The 22,854-nt window shown below is 72.2% G+C and carries 20 protein-coding genes; 11 read left to right on the top strand and 9 right to left on the bottom strand.

Annotated features, from left to right (window positions below; all coding sequences use genetic code 11):
• Positions 1-415 (top strand): winged helix-turn-helix domain-containing protein (locus E1262_RS26055; RefSeq protein ID WP_132107126.1); only part of this gene is annotated, 415 nt, incomplete at its 5' end.
• Positions 416-603: 188 nt separating this feature from the next.
• Here the strand turns inward: E1262_RS26055 and E1262_RS26050 are convergent.
• Both E1262_RS26050 and E1262_RS26045 read right to left on the bottom strand, forming a co-directional pair.
• On the bottom strand, positions 604-1,881 hold the full coding sequence (locus E1262_RS26050) for a serine hydroxymethyltransferase (protein ID WP_132107124.1): 1,278 nt from the start codon (positions 1,879-1,881) through the stop codon (positions 604-606).
• A 136-nt stretch (positions 1,882-2,017) separates the two neighbouring features.
• Positions 2,018-2,719, bottom strand: a complete 702-nt coding sequence (locus E1262_RS26045) for a GNAT family N-acetyltransferase (protein ID WP_132107122.1) — start codon at positions 2,717-2,719, stop codon at positions 2,018-2,020.
• An 88-nt stretch (positions 2,720-2,807) separates the two neighbouring features.
• On the opposite strand from E1262_RS26045, the gene E1262_RS26040 reads away from it, so the two are divergent.
• Positions 2,808-3,596 (top strand): glycerophosphodiester phosphodiesterase family protein, encoded by a 789-nt coding sequence (locus E1262_RS26040; protein ID WP_132107120.1) that lies wholly within the window; start codon positions 2,808-2,810, stop codon positions 3,594-3,596.
• A gap of 85 nt (positions 3,597-3,681) precedes the next feature.
• On the opposite strand, the gene def is transcribed toward E1262_RS26040, so the two are convergent.
• Entirely contained in the window at positions 3,682-4,176 is a 495-nt protein-coding gene (def, locus tag E1262_RS26035; protein ID WP_132107118.1) for a peptide deformylase, read from the bottom strand.
• A gap of 83 nt (positions 4,177-4,259) precedes the next feature.
• Here def and E1262_RS26030 point away from each other — a divergent pair, with 83 nt between their 5' ends.
• Both E1262_RS26030 and E1262_RS26025 read left to right on the top strand, forming a co-directional pair.
• Positions 4,260-5,657, top strand: coding sequence for an MFS transporter (locus E1262_RS26030; RefSeq protein WP_203454462.1), 1,398 nt, complete (start codon positions 4,260-4,262; stop codon positions 5,655-5,657).
• A 162-nt stretch (positions 5,658-5,819) separates the two neighbouring features.
• Positions 5,820-6,209 carry an RNA polymerase-binding protein RbpA gene (locus E1262_RS26025; protein WP_132107116.1) on the top strand — a complete coding sequence of 130 codons (390 nt, stop codon included), beginning with the start codon at positions 5,820-5,822 and terminating at the stop codon, positions 6,207-6,209.
• 217 nt (positions 6,210-6,426) lie between these two features.
• Here the strand turns inward: E1262_RS26025 and E1262_RS26020 are convergent, their stop codons facing one another.
• The 5 genes from E1262_RS26020 to E1262_RS26000 form a co-directional block, all read right to left on the bottom strand.
• Positions 6,427-6,951 carry an FxsA family protein gene (locus E1262_RS26020; RefSeq protein ID WP_132107114.1) on the bottom strand — a complete coding sequence of 175 codons (525 nt, stop codon included), beginning with the start codon at positions 6,949-6,951 and terminating at the stop codon, positions 6,427-6,429.
• Entirely contained in the window at positions 6,948-7,691 is a 744-nt protein-coding gene (locus tag E1262_RS26015; protein WP_203454461.1) for a polyprenol monophosphomannose synthase, read from the bottom strand. Before E1262_RS26015 ends, E1262_RS26020 begins: the two co-directional genes overlap by 4 nt.
• Positions 7,688-9,187, bottom strand: coding sequence for an apolipoprotein N-acyltransferase (gene lnt / locus E1262_RS26010; protein ID WP_132107112.1), 1,500 nt, complete (start codon positions 9,185-9,187; stop codon positions 7,688-7,690). The genes E1262_RS26015 and lnt overlap by 4 nt, the downstream gene beginning before the upstream one ends.
• A gap of 636 nt (positions 9,188-9,823) precedes the next feature.
• Entirely contained in the window at positions 9,824-10,528 is a 705-nt protein-coding gene (locus E1262_RS26005) for an SRPBCC family protein (protein WP_132107110.1), read from the bottom strand.
• 46 nt (positions 10,529-10,574) lie between these two features.
• Positions 10,575-12,164: an amidohydrolase gene (locus E1262_RS26000; RefSeq protein WP_203454460.1), complete on the bottom strand. Its 1,590-nt coding sequence runs from the start codon at positions 12,162-12,164 to the stop codon at positions 10,575-10,577.
• A 223-nt stretch (positions 12,165-12,387) separates the two neighbouring features.
• Between E1262_RS26000 and E1262_RS25995 the strand changes: the two genes are divergently transcribed.
• The gene (locus E1262_RS25995; protein WP_132107108.1) at positions 12,388-13,491 is read left to right on the top strand and encodes a winged helix DNA-binding domain-containing protein; all 1,104 of its coding nucleotides are present in this window, start codon (positions 12,388-12,390) and stop codon (positions 13,489-13,491) included.
• A 14-nt stretch (positions 13,492-13,505) separates the two neighbouring features.
• Here the strand turns inward: E1262_RS25995 and E1262_RS25990 are convergent, their stop codons facing one another.
• Entirely contained in the window at positions 13,506-14,066 is a 561-nt protein-coding gene (locus tag E1262_RS25990; RefSeq protein WP_132107106.1) for a helix-turn-helix domain-containing protein, read from the bottom strand.
• A gap of 53 nt (positions 14,067-14,119) precedes the next feature.
• Here E1262_RS25990 and E1262_RS25985 point away from each other — a divergent pair, with 53 nt between their 5' ends.
• From E1262_RS25985 to E1262_RS25960, 6 genes are all read left to right on the top strand, one after another.
• Positions 14,120-14,629: a GNAT family N-acetyltransferase gene (locus E1262_RS25985; protein WP_132107104.1), complete on the top strand. Its 510-nt coding sequence runs from the start codon at positions 14,120-14,122 to the stop codon at positions 14,627-14,629.
• Between the two features lie 265 nt (positions 14,630-14,894).
• A complete protein-coding gene (gene lat / locus E1262_RS25980) occupies positions 14,895-16,241 on the top strand; it encodes an L-lysine 6-transaminase (protein ID WP_132107102.1) in 1,347 nt (448 codons plus the stop codon).
• Between the two features lie 23 nt (positions 16,242-16,264).
• Complete coding sequence (locus E1262_RS25975) at positions 16,265-17,818, top strand: aldehyde dehydrogenase family protein (RefSeq protein ID WP_132107100.1); 1,554 nt, start codon at positions 16,265-16,267, stop codon at positions 17,816-17,818.
• Positions 17,815-20,025: a thiamine pyrophosphate-dependent enzyme gene (locus tag E1262_RS25970; RefSeq protein ID WP_132107098.1), complete on the top strand. Its 2,211-nt coding sequence runs from the start codon at positions 17,815-17,817 to the stop codon at positions 20,023-20,025. Before E1262_RS25975 ends, E1262_RS25970 begins: the two co-directional genes overlap by 4 nt.
• Position 20,026: 1 nt before the next feature.
• Complete coding sequence (locus tag E1262_RS25965; protein ID WP_132107096.1) at positions 20,027-21,202, top strand: acyl-CoA dehydrogenase family protein; 1,176 nt, start codon at positions 20,027-20,029, stop codon at positions 21,200-21,202.
• A 453-nt stretch (positions 21,203-21,655) separates the two neighbouring features.
• Positions 21,656-22,744 (top strand): glycosyltransferase family 2 protein, encoded by a 1,089-nt coding sequence (locus E1262_RS25960; protein ID WP_203454459.1) that lies wholly within the window; start codon positions 21,656-21,658, stop codon positions 22,742-22,744.
• Positions 22,745-22,854: the final 110 nt, after the last annotated feature.

Genomic DNA, 22,854 nt, shown 5'->3' with positions numbered 1-22,854 from the left:
GGCTGGTACCGCTGGCGGGGCGGCGGCCGCTCTACCGGTGCGGCAGTCGGCGGTGCCCGCCGCCGACGAGATCGTCCGGGTCGGCGGACTGGCGCTCGACCTTCCCCGCCACGAGGCGACCTGGCGGGGTCGCGTGGTGCCGCTGACGCCGTATGAGTTCAAGGTGCTCAGCTGCCTCGCCGGGCGTCCCGGACAGGTGTGGACGTACCAACAGCTGCACGAACGCGCCTGGGGCGGCACCTACTTCGTCGGGCCGGCGGCGGTGCAGTCGGTCATCAAGCGGTTACGGGGCAAGCTGCGCTCGGCCGGCGCGTCGGTCACGATCCGCGCCACGCGTGGGGTCGGGTTCCGGCTCGACGGCGGTCCGGAGCTCGCGCTGGTGAAGTCGGCCGGCCGGGCGCTCCGGCGCACTTAAGGCAGACGCGCGGTGCGGAGTTGGCTGGCGGGGCTGGCTCGTCGGCGCGGTTCGACCCTCGGCGGAACTGACGTGGCGTCGCGTCGCGCGCATCGCGTTGATCATGGAGAAACGTCCCTTTCCAGCGCCTCGAAAGGGGACGTTCTCCATGATCAACGGAAGGCGTCGTGTGTGGACCGATGCCGGGGTCAGCCGTCCACGCCGGGCGTCGGGAAGCGGCCGGTCAGCTCGGTGACCTCGCCACGGACCCGGGCGACCACCGCGTCCAACTCGTCGGAGTCGGAGCCCGCAGCCGCGGCGACGACCTCGTCCAGCCAGCGGCCGACCTCGCGCATCTCCGGCTCGCCCATGCCGCGGCTGGTCAGGGCGGGGGTGCCGAGGCGCAGGCCCGACGGGTCGAACGGCTTGCGGGGGTCGTACGGGACGGTGTTGTAGTTGGTCTCCAGCCCGGCGAGGTCGAGGGCCTTGGCGGCGGGCTTGCCGGCGACGCCCTTCGAGGTGAGGTCGATGAGGATCAGGTGGTTGTCCGTCCCGCCCGACACCAGGTCGAACCCGCGGGCCAGCAGCTCGTCGGCAAGAACAGCGGCGTTCGCGACCACTTGGTGCGCGTAGTCCTTGAACTCCGGCTGGGCCGCCTCGCCGAGCGCCACCGCGATGCCGGCCGTCGTGTGGTTGTGCGGGCCGCCCTGCAGGCCGGGGAAGACCGCCTTGTCGATCGGCTTGGCGTACTCCTCGGTGGTGAGGATCATCGCGCCGCGCGGGCCGCGCAGGGTCTTGTGCGTCGTCGTCGTGACGATGTCGGCGTGGCCGATCGGCGTCGGGTGCGCGCCGCCGACGACCAGGCCGGCGATGTGCGCGATGTCGGCGACGAGGACGGCGCCGACCTCCTGGGCGACGGCCGCGAAGCCGGCGAAGTCGATGGTGCGCGGGATGGCGGTGCCGCCGCAGAAGATCAGCTTCGGCCGCTCGGCCAGCGCCAGCTCACGGACCTGGTCGAGGTCGATGCGGCCGGTGTCGCGGCGCACGTCGTACTGGACCGCGCGGAACCAGGTGCCCGTCGCCGAGACCTTCCAGCCGTGCGTCAGGTGCCCGCCCATCGGCAGCGACATGCCCATGACGGTGTCGCCGGCGCTGGCCACGGCGAGGTAGGCGGCGAGGTTGGCCGGCGAGCCGGAGTACGGCTGCACGTTGGCGTGGTCGGCGCCGAACAGCGCCTTGGCCCGCTCGACTGCGAGGGTCTCGAGCTGGTCGATGACCTGCTGGCCCTCGTAGTAGCGGCGGCCGGGGTATCCCTCGGAGTACTTGTTCGTCAGCACGGTGCCGGTGGCCTCGAGGACCGCCGCGGACACATAGTTCTCGGACGGGATCAGCTTCAGCGTCTGCTGCTGCCGCTCCTCCTCGGCGGTGATGAGCGCGGCCACCTCGGGGTCGGCGGACTGCAGCGCGGCGCGAGCGTTCGTGGTCATGGCGAGAGCCACATCCTCTCGATGTGTCGGTGTGTCCCGGGGCACCCAGGCGCGCGGTGCCACGGCCGTCCGCTCCCCGGTGGTCGGTTCCACCCCGGGCCCGGTCGCCCGGGCCGCTGCGCCAGTCGCGACGGCATCACTCTAACGGGTCACGGGTCACCGCGGGCGACCCGTGACCGGACCAGCGCGCCGACGCCATCTCCGCCTCGACCCGCCAGCCCAGCCGTTCGTAGAGCTTGCGGCCCTCCTGCGACGCGACCAGCAGTCCGTTCCGGGCACCGCGCTCGCGCGCGGCCGCCGTCAGCGCCCCCATCACGACGGTGCCGAGCCCGCGCCGCCGGTGCTCGGGGACCGTGAAGATGCGGTCGGCGACGGCGTCGGCGTCGCCCTCGCCGCTGAGCGCCAGGTGGCCCTTCGCCGCCAGCGCGCGCGCCTCGCCGCCGGCCGTGACGATCTCGGCGACGACCATGGGCTCTTGGCCGCTGAGCCAGGTCTCGTACCCGTCCGGCGGTTCGTGACGGGGATGGCCGTCCAGCGCCCGCGACATCAGCCACTCCGGCGCGAGGAGGGTGAACCCGGCGGCGGCCGCCGCGGCCTCCGTCCGTGCGCGGTCGGCCGTCGGCGCGGTGAGCCAGTGGCCCGGCTCGGCGACCCGCTGGGCGATCAGCGCGTACAGGTCCGGGTCGATCGACAGCACGATGGTCTCGGACATGCGGTCGGGCAGCCCGATGTCGACGGTGACGACGTCGCCGTCGACGGCGGACCGGTAGTCGCGCGCCGTCACCCACCCGGCCTGCCAGCGCAGCAGCAGCTCGCGCAGGTTGCCGTCGTCACCCACGTCGCCTCCCGATCCGCCTTGCCCTCGTGGCACTCGCTGCCGCCCGGGACCTCGCGGTCGGCCTCGAGGCTGCGGCTAGCCTGGCCTCGTGGCCGGCATCCATCCCTACCTCGACCGTCCCGGCCCGCTCGCGCTGGCCCACCGTGGATTCTCCCTCGACGGCCTGGAGAACAGCATGGCGGCCTTCGCCGCGGCCGTGGAGCTGGGCTACGAGTACGTCGAGACGGACGTGCACGCGACGGCCGACGGCATCGCCGTCGCCCTGCACGACGCCACGCTCGACCGCGTCACCGACCGTACCGGCGCGGTCGCCACCCTCCCCTGGTCCGAGGTCAAGCGGGCGCTGATCGGCGGCGTCGAGCCGGTGCCGGCGCTCGAGGACGTGCTGGGCAGCTGGCCGGAGCTGCGGGTGAACATCGACGTGAAGTCGCCCAGCGCCGTCGCGCCGCTGGCCCGCGTGCTCGACCGCACCCGGGCCCACGACCGCGTCTGTGTCGCCTCGTTCTCCGACGCCCGACGGCGAGCCGTGCTGCGCCGCGTCGCCGCCCCGGTCGCGACGTCGGCCGGTCAGACGCTGATCGCGGCGTTCGTCGCGGCCGCGTCCACACCGGGCGCTCGGCGGTTCGCCGCCACCGCCCTGCGCGGCGTCGACTGCCTGCAGGTGCCCGCGACGTTCCGCGGCCGGGCCGTGGTGACGCCGGCGACGGTGGCGGCCGCGCACGCCGCGGGCAAGCAGGTGCACGTGTGGACGGTCAACGAGCCCGCGCAGATGCGCCGGCTGCTCGACCTCGGCGTGGACGGCCTCATCACGGACCGCGCCGACCTGCTCCGCGACGTGCTGGTCGCCCGGTCGGCCTGGCACGGCACCGGCGGCTGAGAGGTTACGGATGCCGCTCCCGTCAGCCGCGGTCCAGGTCGGCCAGCACGTCGGCGAACCATTCGATGCCGGGGCCCGCCGGCCATCAGGCGGCGAACCAGGCGCTCCGCCGGATCTCGCGCATCGCGCCTCGCCGGGTCGACGGCTCCAGCCGCTGGATGTACACGATGCCGTTCACGTGGTCGGTCTCGTGCTGCAGACAACGGGCCAACTCGCCGTCGCCCTCGACGCGGACCGGCTCGCCGTCGGCGTCGAAGCCCTCGACGGCGGCCCAGGCCGCGCGCGGCGTCGGGAACCAGAGATTCGGCACCGACAGGCAGCCCTCCTCGCCGCTCTGCTCCCCCTCGGTCGCGACGAGGACGGGGTTGAACACGACGCCGCGCTTCCCTTCGAGGTCGTACGAGAACGCCCGCACCGGCACCCCGATCTGCGGCGCCGCGACGCCGGCACGTCCCGGCAGGTCCAGGGTGTCCAGCAGGTCCTGGGCCAGCGCGCGGCTCGCCTCGCCGAACTCCGTCACCGGGTCGGCCACCGTCCGCAACACCGGGTCGCCGTAGAGCCGGATCTCCCGCACCGTCACCGTCGTCGTCTCCTCGTCACTCGTTCACCGCGGCGACATCGTGTCGTCTGGCCACGACCGCCCGTACCCGATACCGTCCGTGCGTGACCGACGTTCTCGCCCCGCCCGGCCCCCTGGCCGACCCCGTCGAGCGGGCCAGGGAGCACCGAGCATGGTACTTCTACGACTGGGCGAACTCGGCCTTCGTCACCACGACGGCCACCGTGCTGTTCGGTCCGTACCTGACGGCGGTCGCCGAGACGGCCGCGTGCGGCGAGGCCGGCACCACCGACGATCCGTGTCACGGCGACCTGTCCGTGCTGGGCATCCCGGTCGCCGCCGGGTCGGTCGCCGCGTACACCGTCACGTTCGCGACGATCCTGTCCGCGATCCTGCTGCCGATCGTCGGGGCGATCGCCGACCGGACGGCGAAGAAGCGGCACCTGATGGCCGGGTTCGCGTGGACGGGATCCGCGGCGGCCGCGTCGATGTTCTTCGTCGCCGGGGCGAACTGGCAGCTGGGCTCGGCCCTCCTGGTCGTCGCCGCGATCTGCCTGGGCTCGTCGATGGTGGTGTACGACGCGATCCTCGTGCAGATCGCGCACGAGGACGACCGCGACCGCGTCTCGTCACGCGGCTGGGCGTTCGGCTACCTCGGCGGCGGCCTGCTGCTGGTGTTGAACCTGGCCCTGGTGACGCTGGAGCCGTTCGGGCTGAGCCGGTCCGACACCGTCCGGATCAGCCTGCTGTCGGCCGGGTTGTGGTGGGCGGCGTGGACGATCATCCCGTACCGCGGCATCCGCAACCGGCCGCCCACCGGCGTCGAGCGGGTCGGCGGCAGCGCGACGCGGCAGGCGTTCGGCCAGCTGCGCCAGACGCTGCGGCACGCCCGCGGCTACCCGCAGACGTTGCTGTTCCTGATCGCGTACATGCTCTACAACGACGGCGTCCAGACCGTCATCTCCGCATCGTCGATCTACGGCAACCGGGAGCTGGGGCTGGGCGAGGACGTCCTCATCATCGCGATCCTCATGGTGCAGTTCGTCGCGTTCGGCGGCGCGCTCGCGCTGGGCCGGCTGGCCAACCGGTTCGGCGCCAAGAACGTCGTCATGTCCAGCCTGGTGCTGTGGACGGTCGTCGTCGGGGCCGCGTTCTTCCTGCCGGTCGAGCAGGTCGTGCCGTTCCTGATCCTCGCCGTGGCCATCGGGTTCGTGCTCGGCGGCAGCCAGGCGCTGTCGCGCTCGCTGTTCAGCCTGCTCGTCCCCAAGGGCAAGGAGGCGGAGTACTTCAGCCTCTACCAGGCCGCCGAGCGCGGCACGAGCTGGTTCGGAACACTGGCGTTCGGGCTGGCGTTCCAGCTGACGGGCTCGTACCGGTGGTCAGTGCTGGTGCTGGTGACGTTCTTCATCGCCGGGCTGGCGCTGCTGTCGAGGGTGGATCTGAGGACCGGCATCGTCGCGGCGGGCAACCGGGTACCCCGTTCGGTCGCACGTTACCGGTGAGGAACATCACGTCGCTCAGATTGCATTATCACAAGGAACCCGGAACATTACTCTTCGGCTGTCCGTTGTCACCATGTCGTTGTGATCGCGACCTGACCACGACGGCGAGGTAATGGACCGACGTCTCGTCCCAGGGGCCACCGCCCCGGAAGGGTTTCACACATGTCTGAGCGTTCCACCCTGCGCGGCTCCCGCCTCGGCGCGACGAGCTACGAGGACGAGCGCGGCGTCGAGTTCGCCGAGCGCCAGACGGTCGCCTACAGCTGCACCGCCGGCCACCGCTTCGAGATGACCTTCTCGACCGAGGCCGAGGTGCCCGCCCTGTGGGACTGCCCTCGCTGCGGATCCGAGTCGCTGCGTGTCGCCACCGACCGCCCCGAGGAGGCGCCCGGCAAGCCGGCCCGCACCCACTGGGACATGCTGCTCGAGCGCAGGTCCATCGAGGACCTCGAGGCGCTGCTCGACGAGCGGCTCGAGCTGCTGCGCTCCGGCCTCATCCCCGGCGCCGCTCACCTGGCCGACCGCGGCACGCGCCGCAAGAAGACCGCCTGATCGTCCGTCTCGTCCGCTGAACCGCGCCTGCCCCCGGGAGCCACCCGGGGGCAGGCGCGGTTTCGTGTCCGGGCCGGTCGCGCCCCACTGGCCTAGGCGTGCGTTGGCCGGGGTGCGGGCCATCATGAGGGTTTCTCGAGCCTCAACACGCCTGCAATCGTGTTGAGGCTCGGGTGATCGTGGTGGTGTACCGACCCACGGATCGGGCAGAAGGGCCTCATTTGTGCTGGTCGCGGGGCGGGTCGTTCTCGACGACCTCGCCCTCGATGACGACGCCGTGGTGGATACCGCCCGGGCCGCCGGCAGAACCCGGCCCGCCGGGCCGGCCGAGCCCGCCCATGCCGTGACCGCGGCGGCCGGGGAACGTCCGGAACGCCGACGCCGCCAGCCGCCGGCCCACGCCACGGCGGATCGGCGGGATCAGCAGCACCAGCCCCATGAGGTCGGTGACGAAACCGGGGAACGTCAGCAGGACGCCGGAGAGGATCCGCGCGCCGGTGTCGGCCATGCGCGCCGACGACGCCGGCACCGACTCGGGCTCGTCCTGCGGGAACCGGCCGTCGGCTGCGGCCGCGCGCAGCTCCTGCCAGGCCCGCAGTCCTTCGATGCGCAGCAGGGCGACGCCGAGGATGCTGGTGCCGAGCAGGAGCAGCAGGGCCCAGCCGAGTCCGACCCAGTTGGCCACCATGACCAGCGTGATCAGCTCGATCACGCCGAGGGCGAACGGGCCGAAACGTCTCACCGCCGGCTCCCTCCGAGCAGCGCGCGCAGCTGGCGAGCACGGTGGACCGCGCCCCAGTGGGTGACCCGCCAGAGCGCCTCACGCACGATCCTGCCGTCCATCTTCGACTCTCCCTGCTCCCGCTCGACGAACGTGATGGGGACCTCGATGACCCGAAGGCCGCCCCGGACCGCCCGCCACGCCAGGTCGACCTGGAAGCAATAACCTTGCGACGCCACGCTCTCGATGTCCAGTTCGCGCAGGGCGGACGCCCGGAACGCCCGGAACCCGCCGGTAGCGTCGCGCAGCGCCGTCCCCAGCGCCAGCCGCGTGTAGGTGTTGCCGATGCGCGAGATGGCCTGCCGCTTGTACGGCCAGTTCACCGTTCGCCCGCCGGGCACGTAGCGCGACCCGATGACGAGGTCGGCGTTCTCGGCGGCGTGCAGCAGCCGGGGCAGTTCCTCCGGCTGGTGCGAGCCGTCCGCGTCCATCTCGACGAGGATGGCGTAGTCGCGGGACAGCCCCCAGCCGAAGCCGGCCACGTACGCCGCGCCGAGTCCCTCCTTGCCGCCGCGATGCAGCACGTGCACGTGATCGTCGAGTTCGGCCAGCTCGTCGGCGATGGCGCCGGTGCCGTCCGGCGAGGCGTCGTCGACCACCAGGATGTGGGCGTCGGGCACCGACGTGCGGGTGCGGTCGATCGCCTTGCCGATGGTGAGGGCCTCGTTGTAGGTCGGAATGACCACCAGGACGGATGTCACGGCACTCCTGCCTCCACGGGCGGCCGCGGCTCGTCGGCGACGGGAGCGCCGGCGCGCCGCGTGCGGCGGGCGTTGACGACGACGATCGTGACGGCGCCGAGGCCCAGCGCGGTGAGCACCCACTCGGGCCAGGCGCCGATGCGGGTGGCCAGCGTGAGGCCGTCGGCCAGCGGGACGTCGGCGACGAGGACGTCCTGCGTGAACAGCTCGGCGCGGTCCTGGACCGACCCGTCCGGCGCGACGACGGCGCTCACGCCCGCCAGTGCCGACACCAGCACCGTCCGGCCGTGCTCGAACGCCCGCACCCGCGACTGCGCCAGCTGCTGCTCCGTCATCTCCGTGCGCCCGAACGTCGCGTTGTTGGTCTGCACCGCGAGGAACTGGCCGCCGTCGATGACGGCGTCGCGGACGATGCCGTCGAAGGCGACCTCGAAGCAGATGACGTCGCCGATGGTGGTGTCGCCCACCTGGAAGATGCCGACGCGGTCGCCGGGCAGGTGGTCGCGCGGCTGCTGGCTGACGGCGTCGGTGATGCGCTCGGCGATGGACCGGAACGGGATGTACTCGCCGAACGGCATCGGGTGCCGCTTGACGTAGGTGTCGCCGGGCCCGGTGGCCGGGTCCCACATGATCGACGTGTTGCGGACGTTGCGGCCGTCGTCGGTCGGGACGATCGCGCTGATCAACGTCGGCACCCCGATGCCCTGCACCGCGTCGTCGATGGCGCGGTACGTGTCGGCGTCGTGGAACGGGCTGATGTCGGAGGAGTTCTCCGGCCACAGCACGACGTCGGGCCGCTCGACCCGGCCGGCCTCGACGTCGGCGGCCAGCCGTTCCGTCGCCTCGACGTGGTTGCGGGTGATGGCGCGCTTCTCGTCGTTGTACGCCAGCCCCTCGGCCGGCACGTTGCCCTGCACGACCGCGACGGTGACGGTGTCGCCGTCACCCCGCATCGGCTCGATGAGCAGCGGCGCGACGACGATCGCGACGGCAGCCGCGGCGGCCGCGGCGCGCACCCAGAGCCGTCGCTCGACGACGACCCACGCGAGCAGCCCGCCGACCAGCGCGACGGCGAACGACAGCCCCGGTGTGCCGGACCATGACACGAGGCCCAGCATCGGGCTGTCGGCCTGCGAGAACGCCAGCTTCCCCCAGGTGAAGCCGCCGTACGGGAGGCGGCCGCGGATGGCCTCGTCGGCCACCCAGACCGCGGCAGTCCAGACGGGCCAGCCGGGCAGCCGCTGGACGAGCGTCAGGCCGAGCGCCAGCGGGATGAAGAACAGCGCCTCGAACAGGGCCAGGATGACCCACGGGATCGGCCCGACCTCCATGCCGGTCCAGTCGAGCAGCGGCAGGAAGAAGCCGGCGCCGAACAGGTACCCCAGCAGCGCCGACCGCTTCAGCGGCTGGTCGCGCACCAGCAGCGCGAACGCGCCGGGCACGAGGACGGCGACGAACCAGAGGTCGTATGGCGGGAATGCGGCGATCAGGGACACGCCGAGGAGCGCGGCTCCTGCGTATCGCCACAGATGAGTCACGTTGTTCCTGCTCCGTCCGACGTCCAGCGGCTGGCGTGGGGCCTTCCCCGGGTCGCGACCCGGCCCCGACAAGTGTGCTGCCGATCGCGCGACGGTACAACGTGCACCCCCGGCCGAGAGTGCCCGGGGGCCGTGCTGGCCCAGCGATCTGTGACGAGGACGCAGCCCGGCCCCGCCCTTCGGACCGGGCCGCGGACGCCGCTGGATGCGGCTCGCGGACCGTTGTCTACTGGGCGGGCCGGGCCCGACCTCGTCTCACCCCGTGCCGTTGCGGGCGACGTACAGACGGGTCATGCGAGCGAGGGCCTGGCTCACGAAGGATGCCCGGCCCCTGTGTGACACAGGAACCGCCCCTCGACCCTCCTCGCAACGCCCGTCCGGACCGCCGGCCCGAACGGTTTCGTCCGCTGGTGGACTCTCGTGACTTTGCTGGATGCATCGGCAGGGTGTCAAGCTGCCGGTCGACCTGCGCAAACGCCCGTGCGCCGCTGGTCACGAACGACTGGATACACAGAAGTCGATCGAGAAACGTTGCTTCCGCACGGCGTGTCGTCATGCGGAGTCGGGCAAATACCACACTGCCGATACCGATCGTCAACGGGTCGCGAGGTAGATCACCAGGCCGACCAGCACCACGAGGACGAGAACGAGCGGGATCGCCCGCCTGACGATCGACCCGCCGGAGACCCCCATGATGTCCAGCGGCTCGGGTTCGGCGGCATACGGCGTTCCGGCGGGCTCCCCCGCGACGGGCGGCAGCTGCCCGGCGGATTCGTCCCGGGGACGGATCGGGACGTCCGGCGTCGTCGCGGCGACCTCGGGCACCTCCGTCGCCGGCGCGGGAGGAGCCTCCGCGGGCGCGCCGAGCTTGCTCTCGAGGCAGTCGACGAACTGGCCGAGCAGCTTCGTCGACACCTCCTTGATCATGCCGCGGCCGAGCTGCGCGATGCGGCCGGTGATGCGCAGCTCGGTGTCGACGGTGACGACGGTGCGGTCGCCCTCGGGCCGCAGCTGTGCGACGATCCGGGCCGACGCGTTGCCGGCGCCGCGAGAGTCGCGGCCGGACGCGCTGATGACGGCGCGGTGGCCGGCGTCGTCCTTCTCGACGAACGCGGCGGTGCCGGCGTACTCGGACACGACCGGCCCGACCTTGACCTTGATCCGGCCCGAGTAGACGTCACCCTCGACGCCGGTGAGCTGGGCGCCCGGCATGCAGGGCGCGATGTCCTCGAGGTCGGTGAGGACCTCCCAGGCGCGCTCGACCGGGACGCCGACCGTGAACTGGTTGTCGATCTGCATTGATCCCTCCCTGTTCCGGTACTGGACAGGGTAGGACTCCAGGGCGTCAGCGCACCGTGTAGACGGTCCGGCCGCGCACCACCGTCCGCAGGCACCTCGGCAGCGGCACGTCCGGCGACAGGTCGGGCAGGCCCGGCACGCCCGCCCGCGGGTCCGTCGACCACGCCGCGACCCGCTCGTCCGGCGCCTGGACGACCAGCTCGTACGGCACCTCCCACACCGCGAACGACGCGCGCATCCCGGGCGCCAGCACGCCGGCGTCCTCGACCCGCGCGGCCCGCCAGCCGCCCCTCGTCGCGGCCGAGAAGGCCGCCCGGGCGCTGATCCGCTGCGCCGGCGTCCGGTGCTGCGACGCCGCGCGCACCGTCTCCCAGCCGGCCAGCGGCGTCACGGGCGAGTCGGACCCGAAGGCCAGCAGGACGCCGGCCCGGGCCATCGCGGCGAACGGGTTCAGCGCCACCCCGCGCGCCGGCCCCAGCCGCTCGACGTACAGCCCGTCCGGTCCGCCCCACAGCGCGTCGAAGGCCGGCTGCATGCTCGCCGCGACGCCCAGCCGGGCCAGCTCTGCGATCAGCAGGTCGTCGATCATCTCCACGTGCTCCAGCCGGTGCCGCGACCCGACGACCGCGGCCAGGCCGCACACCTCGGCGGCGGCCGCGATGGCCTCGACGGCGATCCGGACCGCCTCGTCGCCGATGCAGTGGAAGCCGGCCTGGATCCCGGCCCGGGTGCAGGCGACGACGTGCTCGGTGGCGGCGTCGAGGTCCAGGTAGAGCCGGCCACGCTCACCGGGGTCGTCGGCGTACGGGGCGGACAGCCGGGCGCTGCGCGAACCGATCGAGCCGTCGACGTTGAGGTCGCCGGCCGCCCCGGCCGCGCCGAGTGCCTGCGCCTCGCCGACCGCTGTCGCGCCCCAGTACCCGATGACGTCCGGCAGGTCCGGCGACGCACCGAGCGCAAGGACGGCCGTGAAGTCCGCGGGGTCGCTGATGTGCGGCGCGCCGATCTCGTGCACGGCGCCGATACCGACCGACGCGGCGTGCCGCAGCGCCTCCTCGCGCAGCCGAGCCAGCCGGCTGGCGGGGACGGCGGACCGGGCGACCTGGCGGGCGCGGTGGTGGGCGTCGCGGCGGACCAGGCCCTCGTCGTAGCCGTCGGCGCGGGCGATGGAGCGGTCGGCGGCGAGCAGCGCGCCGGACACGGCGGCGGTGTGGACGTCGCGGCGGGCGAGGTAGACGGCGACGCCACCGGCCGCGCGGTCCAGCTCGTCCGGCGTCGGCGCGCCGCCGTCGGGCCAGCCGTCCTCCTCCCAGCCGAACCCCAGGATCGCCTCGCCGGGCCGCGACCGGGCCCGTTCGGCGACGAGGTCGAGCAGCGCGGTCCGGCTCGCCACGCCCGCCAGGTCGAGGCCGTCGCGGGCCAGCCCGGTCTCCGTCAGGTGCACGTGCGCGTCGACGAACGTGGGCGCGACCAGCGCGTCCTCCAGGTCGACCACTTCGTCGGCCGCGTCGAGGTGGGTCTGCGCGGCGCCCTCGGCGCCCACCCAGGCGACGGTGTCGTCCACCACCAGCATCGCGGTCGCGAACGGGTCGGCGGGACTGTGGATGCGGCCGTTGCGGTAGAGCGTCGTCGTCACCCGCCGATTCTCCCCGACGCCGATCCGGCGCCGGCCCGGGTGTACCGGCAGCCCAGCTCGGCGACGTACTCGGCCAGCTCAGGCCGTCGGGCGTCACCGACCTGGCGGCAACCGGGATCCGCCCGCGCATCACGTCGGCCGGGGCGGGCGCTACTCGGTGCGCCAGGTGCCGGACCTGCTGGTCCGGACCTGCGCGAGCTTTTCCGCGGGCTACGGTGAGGCCATGCCCGACGTGCTGACCCGGCGCGAGCTGAACCGCGCCACGCTGGCCCGCCAGCTGCTGCTGGACCGTGCCGACCGCCAGGTGCTCGAGACCGTCGAGCACCTGGGCGGTCTGCAGGCCCAGCAGCCGTTCTCGCCGTACTACCAGCTGTGGTCCCGGCTGCGCGGGTTCCGGCCCGACGACCTCGCTCGGCTGCTATTGGACCGGACGGTGGTGCGCATCGCGGTGCAGCGCGGCACCATTCATCTGCTGTCGGTGCCCGACGCGCTGGCCATGCGGCCGTGGATCCAGCCGCTCTACGTCACCGACCTGCGCAGCAACACCGAGCACGCGAAGGCGCTCGTCGGCGTCGACCTGGACGCCGTCGCCGCCGCCTCCCGGCCGCTGCTCGAGGACGAACCGCGGACGATGGCCGAGCTGGGCGCGCTGCTGGCGCCGTCGTGGCCGTCCGTGGGGCCCGCACACCTGGCGCACGTGGCCCGGAACCTGCTGGCGCTGGTCCAGGTGCCGCCGAGGGCCCTGTGGGGCCAGAGCGGGCAGACCCGGCTGACGACGGTCGAGCGCTGGGTCGGCCGGCCACTCGACCCCGCACCGGCGCCGGCCGAGTACGTCCGGCGCTACCTCGGCGCGTTCGGACCGGCCTCGGTCGCCGACCTGCAGACGTGGTGCGGGCTGACCCGGCTGCGCGGCGTGGTCGACTCGCTGCGGCCGGAGCTGCGGGTGTTCCGCGACGAGGCCGGCCGCGAGCTGTTCGACCTGCCCGACGCGCCCCGGCCCGGCGCGGACGTGCCGGCGCCGGTCCGCTTCCTGCCTGACTTCGACAACGTGCTCCGTTCGCATGCCGATCGCACCCGCGTCATCGACGACATCAACCGCAAGCGGATGAACCGCCGCAACGGCGTGGTCCCACACGCCCTCCTGGTCGACGGCGAGGTGGCCGGGTGGTGGCGTCTCGAGGCCGGCGTGCTGACGGTGACGCCGTTCCGGCTGCTGTCGGCGGCCGAGACGTCGGCCGTCGAGGCGGAGGGACGCGACCTGCTGGCGTTCGCCCTCTCACCGGACTCGCCCGACGGCGCCGACGTGCGGGTGCTGCCGCCGGAGTGAGGCGGCGCCGGCCGTCAGCGGCGCGGCCGCATGATCATCGCGGCGACGTGGTACGTGCACAGCTCGTCCCACGGGTTGGCGTAGGCGTGCGGCACGTCGGCGGCGAAGTAGATCGAGTCACCGGCGGCGAGGTCGTGCGCGTCGTCGCCGAGGCTGAGGCGGAGGCGGCCGGTCTCGACCACGATGTACTCGTGCGACCCGGCGGCGTACGGCGGATACTCGACGGCCGCGGTCGCGGGCGGCAGCTCGGTCCGGACCCACTCGAAGTTCACCCCAGGCACCACCGGCGTCAGGATCGTGCGCCGCCAGCCGTCCGGGGCGACGGCGACGTCCTGGTCGGCGGCGCGGCGCACGATCACCCGCGGGACGTCGCCGGGGTCCAGGAGCGCCGACATGGGCGTGCCGAGCGCCCGGGCGATCCGGTCCAGCACGACGACGGTGGGCGCCTTGCGGCCGCGCTCGACCGACCACAGCATGCTGGCGCTCACGCCGGCCCTTTCCGCCAGCGCCGTCATCGGCAACGACCGCTGCATGCGGGCGTCGGTGATGCGGTGGCCGAGCGCGACGAGGTCCATGCCGTTCACTATAATGAGGTATCGTTCTCTATAGCGAATGTCCTGGAGAGTACATGCTGACGACGACCACGGTCCGGCCCGCGGACACGGCGGACCTGCCCGCCATCGCCGCGATCTTCGCGCACTACGTCGAGACCAGCGTCGTCACCTTCGAGGAGGCCCCGCCGTCGGTCGCCGATTGGGCGGGCAAGCTCGCCGATCTCCGCGACCGCAGCCTGCCCTTCCTCGTAGCGGAGTCGGGCGCCACGATCGCCGGCTACGCGTACGCCGCACCATGGCGACCCAAGCCCGCCTACCGGCACACCGCCGAGAACACCGTCTACCTCTCCCCCGCGCACACCGGCCGCGGCCTGGGCCGGACGCTGATGACGGTGCTGATCGACGCCTGCGCGGACGCCGGCGTGCGCCGCCTCATCGCCGTCGTCGTCGACGACGGCGCCGGCCCGAACCCGTCGCTCGTCTTACACCGTGCGCTGGGCTTCGCCGAGGCGGGCCGGCTCACCGCCGTCGGCCACAAGCACGGCCGCTGGCTCGACACCGTCCTGCTCCAGCGCGCCGTGTGAGATGCCACTCGCCCAGCCATGATCATCAAGGATCGCCTACATCACCAGGATTTCTGCAGCCTCACCACGATTGCAGGCGTGATGATGCTCCAGAGAACGTGGTGACGCGCCCAGGATCACGGTGGAATCTCACCACGTGGACGCCGCGCGGCCGGCGGGATGTCTTCTTGCTCTGGTGGCGAATGAGCGCAAGAATTACGCCAAGGCGAGCCTCACGAGGGACGTCTTCTGTCAGCGTACCCGGGTTCGAGGAGGTTCACCGATCGTGGCCGAACAGCTCACCATCACCGCGGGCGAGGTGCACGCGGTTCTCGGCAAGCACCTGCTCACCGACGGCTTCAAGCTGGTCCTCGACACCGACGCCAGCCAGGGCAGCTGGCTGGTCGACGCGCGCGACGGCAGGCGGTACCTGGACATGTACACCTTCTTCGCCTCCGCGCCGCTGGGCTGCAACCCGCCGGGACTCGTCGACGACCCCGCGTTCATGGATCTGCTCGGCCGGGTCGCGGCCAACAAGCCGGCCAACCCGGACATCTACTCCGTCCACCTCGCCGAGTTCACCGAGACGTTCGTCCGCGTCCTGGGCGACCCCCGGCTGCCGCACCTGTTCTTCGTCGAGGGTGGCGCGCTGGCCGTCGAGAACGCGCTCAAGGTCGCGTTCGACTGGAAGAGCCGGCACAACGAGGCGCACGGCCGCGACCCCCGCCTCGGCACCCGCATCATGCACCTCACCAAGGCGTTCCACGGCCGGAGCGGCTACACCATGTCACTGACGAACACCGAGCCGAACAAGACCGCCCGGTTCCCGCAGTTCGACTGGCCGCGCATCGACGTCCCGGCCGTCACGTTCCCGCTCGAGGACCACCTCGACGACGTTCAGCGCGCCGAAGAGCACGCCCTCGCGCAAGCGCGCCAGGCCTTCGCCGACCACCCGCACGACATCGCCGCGTTCATCTGCGAGCCGATCCAGGGCGAGGGCGGCGACAACCACATGCGTCCGGAGTTCCTGCAGGCCATGCAGCGTCTCGTGCACGAGCACGACGCGCTGCTCATCGTCGACGAGGTGCAGACCGGCACCGGCACGACGGGCACGGCGTGGGCCTACCAGCAGCTCGGCCTGCAGCCCGACGTCGTCGCGTTCTCGAAGAAGGTGCAGATCGGCGGCATCATGGCCGGCGGCCGCGTGGACGAGGTCGCCGACAACGTGTTCACCGTCTCCGGCCGTATCAACTCCACCTGGGGCGGCGGGCTGGCCGACATGGTCCGGTCGCGCCGGCTGCTGGAGCTCATCGAGCAGGACGGCCTCATCGAGGCGGCCGCCGCCAAGGGCGAGCGGTTCCTCGCCGGCCTGCACGTCGTCGCGGCCGAGACCGGCGGCGCCGTCAGCAACGTGCGCGGCCGCGGCCTCATGGTCGCCGCCGACCTGCCCGACGGCGCGGTCCGCACCGCCGTCCTCACCGACCTCCGAGAGAACGAGCAGGTCATCGCGCTGCCCAGCGGCGAGCGGGCGATCCGCTTCCGCCCAGCGCTGTCGGTGACCGATGATGAGATCGACCTCGCCGTCGCGGCGTTCGGCCGCGCCGTCGCCCGTCAGTTCGCCCGCGTCAACTGAGCATCCCGAGGAGCACAACCACCGTGACCCGCACCGTCACCTCGGTCGTCGACGGCCAGGCCGTCCCCGGCGACCGCACCGTCGCCAGCCTCAACCCGGCCGACCTCGACGAGGTCGTCGGCGAGGTGAGCCTCGCTCCCGGGCGCATCTTCACCGCCGCCGCCGTCGTCGCCCGCAACGCCCAGCGCGCCTGGGCCGACGTCCCGGCGCCGGTCCGCGGCCGGGCCATCGCGCACATCGGGCGGGTGGTCGAGGAAAACTCTGAACGACTTGCGTCGCTGGTCACTAGAGAGATCGGCAAGCCGTACGCCGAGGCGCTCGGCGAGGTCCGCGAGATCGTCGACACCTGCGACTTCTTCCTGGGCGAGGGCCGCCGGCTGTACGGGCAGACCGTCCCCAGCGAGATGCCCGACAAGCAGCTGTTCACGTTCCGCAACCCGGTCGGCACGGTCGCCGTCATCACCGCCGGCAACTTCCCGGTCGCGGTGCCGTCCTGGTACATCGTCCCGGCGCTGCTCACCGGCAACACCATCGTGTGGAAGCCGGCCGAATATGCGGCCAACGCCTCCAGTGCTCTCTATGACCTGTTCGTCAAGGGCGGCGGGCTGCCCGACGGCGTGTTCAACCTGGTGCACGCCGACGGCGCCGAGACCTACGCCGGCCTGCAGGAGTCGCTGGAGCTGGGCTACATCGACAAGGTCGGCTTCACCGGCTCGTCGGAGGTCGGCCGCGAGATCGGCGCGCTCACCGGCCGGCACCTGCAGACCGCGTGCCTCGAGCTGGGCGGCAAGAACCCGCTGGTCGTCACGCCGAGCGCCGATCTCGACCTCGCCGTCGAGGGCGCGCTGTTCTCCGGCTTCGGCACCGCCGGCCAGCGCTGCACGTCGCTGGGCACCGTCATCGTGCACGAGTCGCTGCACGACGAGTTCCTCCGCCGGTTCACCGCGGCGGTCGACGCCGCCGCCGTCGGCGACCCGACCCAGGACGTCCTCATGGGCCCGCTGCTCGACGCCAAGTTCGCCGAGCGGTACGAGAAGTTCCTCGGCTGGGTCCAGCCGCAGCACACCGTGCTCGGCCGGACCGGCCGCATCACCAGCGGCAACCCGCGCGACGGCTTCGTCGGCGACCCCGCGAAGGGCCTCTTCTACCACCCGGTCGTGGTCGACGGCGTCCGTCCGGGCGACGAGCTGTTCGACCAAGAGACGTTCGGCCCGATCGTCGGCGTCACCTCCTACTCGACGCTCGAGGAGGCCATCGACCTCGCCAACGCGCCCGGCTACGGCCTGTCCAGCAGCATCTACACGACGAACCCGGCCGACGCGTTCGCGTACCGGCGCGGCATCTCCGCCGGCATGGTGAGCATCAACAACTCCACGTCGGGCGCCGAGGCGCACCTGCCGTTCGGCGGCAACGGCAAGTCCGGCAACGGCTCCCGGCAGTCCGGCATGTGGGTGCTCGACCAGTTCACCCGCTGGCAGTCCGTCAACTGGGACTACTCCGGCCGGCTGCAGAAGGCGCAGATGGACGTCGCCGACCTGGACGCCGACCTCGGCTTCCGGCTCGACGACCAGCCGTGAGCACTCCGGCCGCCCTCGAACAGGCCCTGCTGGACGCCATCTCGTCGCTGCCGGGCCAGGCGTCGACGGGGTCAGCGGCCGGCTCGCCCGAGGTGCTGCGCGGCATCTTCGACGCCCAGGTGACCAGCCGGCACCTGGACGTCGTCGCGCGGGAGCTGCAGGCGGCCGGGCGCGGCTTCTACACCATCGGGTCGGCCGGGCACGAGTCGAACGCCGTGGTCGCGACGGCGCTGCGCCCGAGCGACCCGGCGCTGCTGCACTACCGCTCCGGCGCGTTCTACGCGGCGCGCGCCGCGCAGGTGCCCGGCTCGACGCCCATCCGCGACGTGCTGCAGAGCCTCATGGGCGCCGCGGACGAGCCGATCGCCGGCGGCCGGCACAAGGTGTTCGGCAACGCGGCGCTGTCGATCGTCCCGCAGACGTCGACGATCGCCTCGCACCTGCCGCGGGCGGTCGGGCTGGCCGTCGCGCTGCACCGGGCCCACCGGCTCGGCGTCGACGCCAGCCCCCAAGCCGACCGCGAAGTCCCAGGCGGCGGCGAGTCCCACGAAGGAAAGGAAACCTGGCCGGCCGACGCCGTCGTCGTCTGCTCGTTCGGTGACGCCTCGGCCAACCACTCGACCGCCGTCGGCGCGATCAACACCGCGCTGAACACGGCGTTCCAAGGGCTGCCGGTGCCGGTGCTGTTCGTCTGCGAGGACAACGGCCTCGGCATCTCCGTCCCGACGCCGGCCGGCTGGATCGAGACGGTGTACGGGTCGCGGCCCGGCCTCACGTACATCCATGCCGACGGGTCGGACACCGCGACGGCGCTCACCGCGGCCCGGCGCGCCGCCGGCTACGTCCGCCAGCAGCGCAAGCCGGCGTTCCTGCACCTGCGCACCGTCCGCTACCTCGGGCACGCCGGCAGCGACGCCGAGATCGGCTATCGCACGCCGGCCGAGATCGCCGCCGACCACGCCCGCGACCCGATCCTCGGTACCGCCCGCGCGCTGGTCACGACCGACGCCGCCACCCCCACCGAGCTGATCGGCCGATACCGCGAGCTGCGGGCCGAGGTCGACGCCGTCGCCGAGTCGCTGCGCGACGCCCGCACGCTCGGCTCCGCGACGGAGATCGTCGCCCCGCTCGCCCCGCGCACGCCGGACGCCGTCGCCCGGGCCGCAGCCGGTCTGTACGACGAGTCCCGCGGCGAGCAGCCGGCCACGCTGGCCGAGTCGATCAACGCGACGCTCTCCGCCGCGCTCGAGCGCGACCGCCGCGTCGTCGTGTTCGGCGAGGACGTCGGGCGCAAGGGCGGCGTCTACGGCGTCACCCGCGGCCTGGCCCGCAGGCACGGCCGGGCCCGCGTGTTCGACACGCTGCTGGACGAGCAGTCCATCCTCGGCCTCGGGCTGGGCGCCGGCCTGGCCGGGCTGCTCCCCGTCCCGGAGATCCAGTACCTCGCCTACCTGCACAACGCCGAGGACCAGCTGCGTGGCGAGGCCGCGTCGCTCTCGTTCTTCTCCACCGGGCAGTACCGCAACCCGCTGGTCGTCCGCATCGCCGGACTGGCCTACCAGCGCGGCTTCGGCGGGCATTTCCACAACGACAACGGCGTCGCCGTGCTGCGCGACATCCCCGGCCTGGTGGTCGCCTGCCCGTCGCGCGGCGACGACGCCGCCGCCATGCTCCGCACCTGCCTGGCCGCGGCCGCCGTCGACGGGACGGTGTCGGCGTTCCTCGAGCCGATCGCGCTCTACCACACCCGTGACCTGCACCGGGACGGCGACGGCGGCTGGCTTGCTCCCGACACGGGCGAGCACGCGCCGATCGGCCGGGCCCGGGTGCACGGCGCCGTGGCCGACCTCACCATCGTCACGTTCGGCAACGGCGTGCCGATGAGCCTGCGGGTGGCCGAACGGCTGGCCGAGCGGCGCATCAGCGCCCAGGTGCTGGACCTGCGCTGGCTGGCGCCGCTGCCGGTCGAGGACATCGTCCGCGAGGCGAACCTCACCGGCCGGGTGCTGGTGGCCGATGAGACCCGGCACTCCGGCGGCGTCGGCGAGGGCGTCGTCACCGCGTTGGTGGAGTCCGGGTACGACGGCCGCATCGCCCGTGTCGCCAGCCACGACAGCTTCGTGCCCCTGGGCACCGCCGCGAGCCACGTGCTGCTCGGCGAGCAGCAGATCGAGAAGGCCGCCGTCGAGCTGGCCGAGAAGGAGTGACATGACCTCGCCCCTGGAGTTGCTGACCGTCGAGCACCTGCTCAGCGAGGAGGAGCGCGACCTGCGCGACGCCGTCGCCCACTTCGTCGACGACCGCGTCCGCCCGTCGATCGCCGACTGGTACGAGGACGGGCTGTCTGAAAATGCCGTGCGGGAGCTGGCGCTGGAGGCCGGCAAGCTGGGCCTGCTCGGCATGCACCTCACCGGGTACGGCTGCGCCGGGACGAACGCCGTCTCCTACGGCCTGGCCTGCATGGAGCTGGAGGCCGGCGACTCCGGCGTCCGCTCGCTGGTGTCGGTGCAGGGGTCGCTGGCGATGTTCGCGATCTGGAAGTTCGGGTCGGAGGAGCAGAAGCAGCGCTGGCTACCCGGCATGGCGGCGGGCGAGCTGATCGGCTGCTTCGGGCTGACCGAGCCCGACTTCGGCTCCAACCCGGCCGGCATGCGCACCCGCGCCCGCCGCGACGGCGACGACTGGGTGCTCGACGGCACCAAGATGTGGATCACCAACGGCGCGGTCGGCGACGTCGCCGTCGTCTGGGCCCGATGCGTCGACGACGGGACGGTGCGCGGCTTCCTCGTCCCGGCGGGGACACCCGGGTTCTCCGCACCCAAGATCGGGAAGAAACTGTCGCTGCGGGCGTCGGTGACCAGCGAGCTCGTGCTGGAGGGCGTCCGGCTGCCGGCCGACGCCGTCCTGCCGGAGGTGTCGAGCCTGCGCGGGCCGCTGTCCTGCCTCAACGAGGCCCGGTTCGGCATCGTGTTCGGCGCGCTCGGCGCGGCCCGCGACTGCCTGGCCACGGCGATCTCCTACGCGCAGACGCGCGACGTGTTCGACCGGCCGCTGGCGTCGTTCCAGCTCACCCAGGCCAAGCTCGCCGACATGGCGCTGGAGCTGCAGAAGGGCTACCTGCTCGCCCTGCACCTGGGCCGGCTCAAGGACGCGGGTGAGCTGCGGCCGGAGCAGGTCAGCCTGGGCAAGCTGAACAACGTCCGCGAGGCCCTGGCGATCGCCCGCGAGTGCCGCACCATCCTCGGCGCCAACGGAATCACGCTGGAGTACCCGGTGCTGCGGCACGCCAACAACCTGGAGTCGGTGCTGACCTACGAGGGCACCAGCGAGGTGCACCAGCTCGTCATCGGCCAGGCCCTCACGGGACAGAACGCCTTCAACTGACGCGTTCCGCTCCGTCGGCGCGGGCCGGAAATGATCACGTTGAGTGGGCCCATGCCGCTTCCCAGGAATGCATGCCTGGAAGCGGGAGGACGCCTGCTCAACGCGATAATTTCCGCTGCGAGAGTGGGCGTATTGTCCGAATTGCGCTGGGCGGCCGAGTTCGTGACCAATGAGATGCCGGACACATTTTCTCCATTGTCGTCACCCATGGTGACGAGATTTCGGGGCTCCGACCGGTCCCGCCGTCACGCATGGTGACGATCAAGTGGGTTTGACCAGGCGTGGCGCCATTGGCGGACATACTTTCGAGATGCGCGCGGCGCCCGGCGGGGTTAACCTCAAAGAGCAAGTTCGGCCGCCGGGAAATGCCGGCGGCGAAGGGGGGCAACGGGCCGAGATGCCGTGCATTCCAGCACGGCATCCGGCCCGCATTCTCGGGGGGAATTCATCGCCGTGGGCAATGCCCTGCGCTATGCCGGTGTGCCGGACGTACGGATCACCGTGCTCATTCCGGCACACAACGAGGAAGCAGGCATCGGTGCGGCATTGGCCGCGCTCAGCCGCCAGACCCGTCGACCGGACAGCGTCATCGTCATCGCCGACAACTGCACCGACGACACCGCGAAGGTCGCGGCCGCGTGGCGTGCCGAGGTCGCCGTGACAGAGGGGAACACCGACAAGAAGGCCGGCGCACTCAACCAGATTCTCGCGGACATCCTGCCGAGGCTGCGCGATCAGGACCTCGTGCTCGTCCAGGATGCTGACAGCCAGCTCGGTGAGCACTTCATCGAGGCGGCGCTCGAGTACATGGACGCACGTCCCAAGCTCGGTGCCGTCGGTGGTGTCTTCCAGGGCGAGCCTGGTGCCGGGCTGGTCGGGTACCTCCAGCGCAACGAGTACGCCAGGTACGCAAGGGACGTGCGCCGCCTGGGCGGGAAGTGCCTGGTCGTGACCGGTACCGCCGCGATGATGCGGGCCGGCACGCTCAAGCACCTCTCCCGGGCGAGGCTCGATCGCACGGTGCCGGCCGGTGACGGGCGGGGTGGCATCTATGACACCACCGTCCTGACCGAAGACAACGAGCTCACGTTCGCACTTCTCCACCTGGGCTATGAGGTGCTCAGCCCGAAGGAATGCACTCTCGTGACCGAGGTCATGCCGACGTGGCGTGACCTGTGGAAACAGCGGCTGCGCTGGAAGCGCGGCGCGGTGGAGAACTGCTTCCAGTACGGCGTGACCCCGGTGACGTGGCGCTACTGGGGCCGGCAACTCCTGACGATGGCCGGTGTCGCGGTCACGTTCATCTACCTGACTTCCATCGCCGTCGCCATCGCAGTCGACGGGGGTGTGAGCCTCCAGCCGGTCTGGATGGCGGTCACGGGCGTCTTCATCCTGGAGCGCGTCGTCACCGTCAGCGACCGAGGCTGGCGGCACATGGTGGCGGCCGCCACGATGTTCGAGCTGGTGTATGACATCTTCCTCCAGCTCGTACACGCCAAGGCCTACGCCGATGTGATCCTGAACCGCGAGAGGAAATGGTGACGATGTACGACAAGTGCGTGGTGGGCGCCGGGGGCGCCGGCGGTGCCGGGTGCCTGGCTCAGACGGGGACGAGCCCGGTCTGGGCGATCCTGGCAGGCTTCGCCCTACTG

Origin of the sequence: Jiangella aurantiaca (genome assembly GCF_004349105.1) — a bacterium.
In the GTDB taxonomy this organism is placed as follows: domain Bacteria; phylum Actinomycetota; class Actinomycetes; order Jiangellales; family Jiangellaceae; genus Jiangella; species Jiangella aurantiaca.
This window is presented reverse-complemented; position numbering and strand designations above follow the sequence as displayed.